The following is a 4,672-nucleotide window of genomic DNA, read 5'->3' as shown; positions in this document are numbered from 1 at the left end:
TCTTCTGTTACGCGACCGGAAACGTACCTTTTTGGCGTCTCATCATTTCCGAATACCAAAATATCTTCAGCCTGTGAAGTACCTAGTTGGTGGAAATATAGCCTGTGGTCATTGGTTAGGGCAGAGAGTTTGGAGCCATCGGGTTGGGCGTAGGTACTGTAGTAAAAACCCTTTTCCCCTTGCCAGGAAATGCCTGTAAATTTGGCGTCGTTAATCCGGTCGTCTAGCAAAGTTTTGTTTTTTGTATCCATCACATAGATGTCTCGCCAATCTGATCCTGCCACTGAAACTGCATAGGCGAAAAGGCTTCCATCTTTGGTAAAGGCAATACTAGACAGAGAGGTACTGCCATCTTCAGACAGCTTATTGGGGTCTAAAAAAACCTCTTCCTGCCCTACTTTTTTGGATCTGTAGAGGACCGATTGATTTTGAAGGCCATCATTTTTAAAATAATAGGTCCATTCTCCGTAGAAAAAAGGGGCACTTACTTTTTCATAGTTCCACACTTTTTCGAGTCGATCTCGAATGGCATCTCGGAAAGGAATTTCAGCCAAATAACCAAAAGTGACTTTATTTTGGGCCTGCACCCATTCTTTGGTGTCTTCAGCATAATCATCCTCCAGCCAACGGTAAGGATCAGCTACTTCTTCTCCCCAATAGCGGTCAGTATGGTCGGTTTTTTCTGTATTTGGATAGTCCACAGGTATGGTATTAAACTGGTTTTCTTTTGAGCAGGCCAAAGCCAGAATTGTTAAGCAGGCGATGCTATACTTTTTTAGATAAAGTGAAAAAGTGGAAAGGTTTTGCATCTTTTTACTTTTTATAAAATTGATAAAAACTCTAATTCAATTTCTAGATCCAAATACACATTAGTATTTAATTTTGTCAATTAATTTCTGAATTTAGGGTTAAATATAAAGAGTTCTTTCCGAAAAGCCTGAAATAGGATACAAGGGGATTGAAATGTTTTTCCGCCTTTATTTTTGTCCTTCCCAAGTAAAACTCTATAAAACTCCAGACCTTCCCTTATAATTGTAGGGGGAGAATGCTGAAAAATAATCTAATTAATGCTTCCTGATTTGATAGCTATTCCTTTGCTAAAGGATCAATTTTGTAAAACAAAAGGAATTCTTTTATAACCGTAAAAACCTTACTAGATTGAAGGGTTATTGGAGCTAAAAAAAATGGAGCACCGGAATTAAATGCTGCCCATTTGACAAGTTTGCCTAGAAATTTAAAAAGAAGAATTAAATGAACATGTCACTTTCTAAAATTGGTGGACGATTATTTATTGTCATAGCACTTTGTTTTTGTACCGTATCAATTGCTTTTTCAAGGAATCCATTGTTGGAACCTGTCAAAGAAAATAAGGAGCGTTACCTGAATGAGGTGTTTGAGGAGGTTTCCATTCAAAAAGATGTGGTTTTTGGGGAGGCTGTTAATGCAAAAGGAATCAAAGAATCGCTGGCTCTTGATATTTATACACCTGAAAATGATAATGTTAAAAACCGCCCAGTGATTGTGTGGATGCATGGAGGTGGCTTTAGGTATGGGAACGATAAAACGCATTGATTACCGTGTGAGAGAAAAACCTTTAGAAGACATCGGCGGCACTCTTTCGGATGCAGTGGAAGATGCTACAAAAGCCCTAAAATGGGTTAGAGCGAACAGTAAATCTTTAAATATTGACAAATCAAAAATCATCGTTGGGGGCGGATCTGCCGGGGGCATTCTTGGCTCTAATTTTTTCTTCAGTAACAAAACTAAGAAAAAAGACAAAGCAGGGATTATTGGGTTTGTTAATTTATGGGGAAGTACCGGTGAGAAATGGGGCATGCTGAATAGATATAAAAAGGCTCCTCCAACCATTATTGTCCATGGGACAGCTGATAAATCGGTTCCTTACAGCAATTCAGTTGAATTGGTGAATAAGTTAACAGCAAATAATGTCAAAAACGAGTTGATTACTTATAAAGGGGCAGGCCACACACCGGTTGCTCACATGGATGACTTTGAGATTAAAATTGCTGCATTCCTTTACGATTTGATTTGAGGGGCTGTTTACCTTAAGGTACAAATTTCAAATATATAGAAGCTTGTTTGCTACCTATTTTGGGATTGATTGGAAAGTGTCAATTTGTAATGAAAAAAATTGGATCTAGAAATCCATGGTTTCGCTATCCACCATATCTATATAGCGTTTCATTTTTTTCAAAATCACCTTGAAGTGGTGGGTTTCCTCTCTAGTAACAAAAGTGATGGCCAAACCTTCTTCTTTGGCTCTGCCGGTTCGCCCAACTCGGTGCACAAAGTCTTTAGGTGAGCGGGGCAATTCATAATTAATTACATAAGGTAGCTTTAAAAAATCAATTCCTCTGGCGATCAGGTCAGTGGCAACCAGGACTGGTGTTTCTCCTGATTTAAATTGTTCCAATGCCTTGAGCCTAGCAAATTGGCTCTTTTTTCCGTGTATGGATAGGGCTGGGATTCCATTTTTTTGCAACTTGCCGGCCACCTTGTCCGCCTTGATGCCGGAGGAGGTGAAGATCAAAACCTGTTTCATGTCATTTTCTTTGATCAGGTGTCTGAGCAGTGGTCCTTTTTTTTCATCACTTACAAAGTAACCGGATAAATTGATCGACTCCACGTCTTCCTCCTTATTCTCAATCTTAATGATCTCCGGATCCATCAGCAGTACGCGGTTGATTCCTGATAATTGCTCGCTTAGCGTAGCTGAAAACAACAAGTTTTGCCTTTTTTTTGGCAGCAGACCAAAAATTTCTTCCATTTCTTTATGAAAACCCAGATTCAGCATCTTATCTGCCTCATCCAATACCAATGTGGAAACTTTGGAAAGGTCTATGGCACTGGAACTGTGTAAGTCAAGGAGACGCCCGGGCGTTGCTACCAATATGTCTATTCCAAAAAGACCTTTCATCTGAGGATTGATCGAAACACCTCCATAAACTGCCATGGATTTGATGGGGAGAGGGGATTTAAGGGACAATTCTTTAAATACCTCCACCACTTGAATGGCCAATTCCCTAGAAGGAACCAAGACCAAAACTTTAGGCTGCCTGTTCTTCCTGCCCGCACTCCCACGGAACAATTGATCCAATATTGGGGCTACGTAGCTTACTGTTTTCCCCGAACCTGTTTTGGCAATCCCGAGTAGGTCCTTACCCTTGATAATAACGGGAATGGCTTGCGCTTGTATGGGCGTAGGAGTGGTATAGCCTAAGGAAGAAATATTGCCAAGTATAGAAGGGTGGAGCTTGAGTTTTTGAAAAGACATGGTTCAAATTTATAGTAAAAGGTTTAGGGCTTCAATTGTCAATTAATCGAATTAAAAATAATGTTAAGCTGACCAAAAATGAGTACAGGCTACTTTTATTTTTTGCAATATTGCGAAGTATGGGTTTGCATTGTAATCCAACTGGCATGCAAATTTAAAATTAAGCAATTGAACCTGAAAAATATAATCTTTAGGCTGCCTGAATAAATAATAATCAATTCCTCACTTCTATAAGAAAGTTTTTATTGCAAGGTGTCTTATGGATTTTTTTCATTTCGTAGGTTTAAGTGGAAGTGTTTCTTTGTTAATTAATACTTGATTAAACCCTGTGTTTATTGGATGGTGAAGTTTAATTTATCAGTAATTCAATGAGTTAGGTGATTTTTCCTATTGAAATTCCCCGAATAAATTATTACCTTAACAAGGATTATAGTTTTTTAATTGAAGTACCTAGCCCTTTAACCAATACCCATTATGGATCCCTATTATAACAACCAAGCCGCATCAGGCCAAAAGCCTGAGATTACCGGCAAAAAATTAGTCTTGCTTCATCCTGAAGCGAGTTTTAAAAATATAGATGAAGAAGCGAGTGGCGCTGCACTGAGGTTGGCACCTTCCGGTGAATATAAAAACAAGGAAGGCGATTATGCAAAAGCTTTTGAAGAAGGAGACGGCATCGTTTTCGAAAAGTTTAATGTTGCTGTGATCAATGCAGATCATGATGAACAGGTGAACGGCCTGATGGCAGCAAGGCAATCCTTCCAATACATGGAGCCTGAGCGTTATGTTTATACCTTGGACAGTCCCGGTCAAAGTAATTTCGGCATGCTACTGTGGAATTTTATTTGTCAGATCTTCGGCATCAAAAAACCTGAAGAAGCTCCTAAGGATCCCCCGGTGGTTGAACCCCCGAGTTTTGAAAATGATAGAAAGGCTTATTGGGCGATACATGCTTTGAATGGTATGCAAAGTCAGAAGACAGGCAAAGGTGTACATTTGGCCATTTTAGATACCGGGATGAATCTGGCGCATCCGGATTTTCAAAACCGTACGATTGTGTCCAAATCGTTTATAGCAGGAGAAGCAGTGGATGATTTAAACGGGCATGGAACCCATTGTGCAGGAATAGCCGCAGGAGGCGTAAATAGTACAACAGGTATTCGCTATGGTGCGGCTAGTGATGCTTCCCTTTATGCAGGCAAAGTTTTGTCCAATAAGGGAGTGGGAAGTGATAGTGGAATATTGGCCGGTATGGAGTGGGCCGTAAACAATGGTTGTAAGGTGATCTCTATGTCTTTGGGGGCATCGGTAGGGGAAAACACCAGGTATTCCAATATTTACAACGACTTGGCCAAAAGGTCCATGGAGATGGGGACG

Annotated in this window: 4 protein-coding genes and 1 pseudogene; 3 read left to right on the top strand and 2 right to left on the bottom strand. The window is 39.9% G+C overall.

Annotation, left to right across the window (positions count from 1 at the left end):
• Nucleotides 1-809, bottom strand: a pseudogene (locus AAC037_RS20090) (S9 family peptidase); the annotation flags it as partial.
• A 442-nt stretch (nucleotides 810-1,251) separates the two neighbouring features.
• Between AAC037_RS20090 and AAC037_RS20085 the strand changes: the two are divergent.
• Together AAC037_RS20085 and AAC037_RS20080 are read left to right on the top strand one after the other, a co-directional pair.
• A complete protein-coding gene (locus AAC037_RS20085) occupies nucleotides 1,252-1,572 on the top strand; it encodes a carboxylesterase family protein (protein ID WP_339905125.1) in 321 nt (106 codons plus the stop codon).
• Nucleotides 1,550-2,053 (top strand): prolyl oligopeptidase family serine peptidase, encoded by a 504-nt coding sequence (locus AAC037_RS20080; RefSeq protein WP_339905124.1) that lies wholly within the window; start codon nucleotides 1,550-1,552, stop codon nucleotides 2,051-2,053. The genes AAC037_RS20085 and AAC037_RS20080 overlap by 23 nt, the downstream gene beginning before the upstream one ends.
• 105 nt (nucleotides 2,054-2,158) lie before the next feature.
• Here AAC037_RS20080 and AAC037_RS20075 read toward each other — a convergent pair whose 3' ends face one another.
• Nucleotides 2,159-3,295 (bottom strand): DEAD/DEAH box helicase, encoded by a 1,137-nt coding sequence (locus AAC037_RS20075; RefSeq protein ID WP_339905123.1) that lies wholly within the window; start codon nucleotides 3,293-3,295, stop codon nucleotides 2,159-2,161.
• A gap of 474 nt (nucleotides 3,296-3,769) precedes the next feature.
• On the opposite strand from AAC037_RS20075, the gene AAC037_RS20070 reads away from it, so the two are divergent.
• A partial coding sequence (locus AAC037_RS20070; RefSeq protein WP_339905122.1) for a S8 family serine peptidase occupies nucleotides 3,770-4,672 on the top strand: 903 nt, incomplete at its 3' end.

The organism is uncultured Cyclobacterium sp., from assembly GCF_963976465.1.
Lineage (GTDB): Bacteria > Bacteroidota > Bacteroidia > Cytophagales > Cyclobacteriaceae > Cyclobacterium.
Note: the sequence above shows the minus strand (reverse complement) of the source record. Positions and strands in the feature narration are given on the sequence as shown.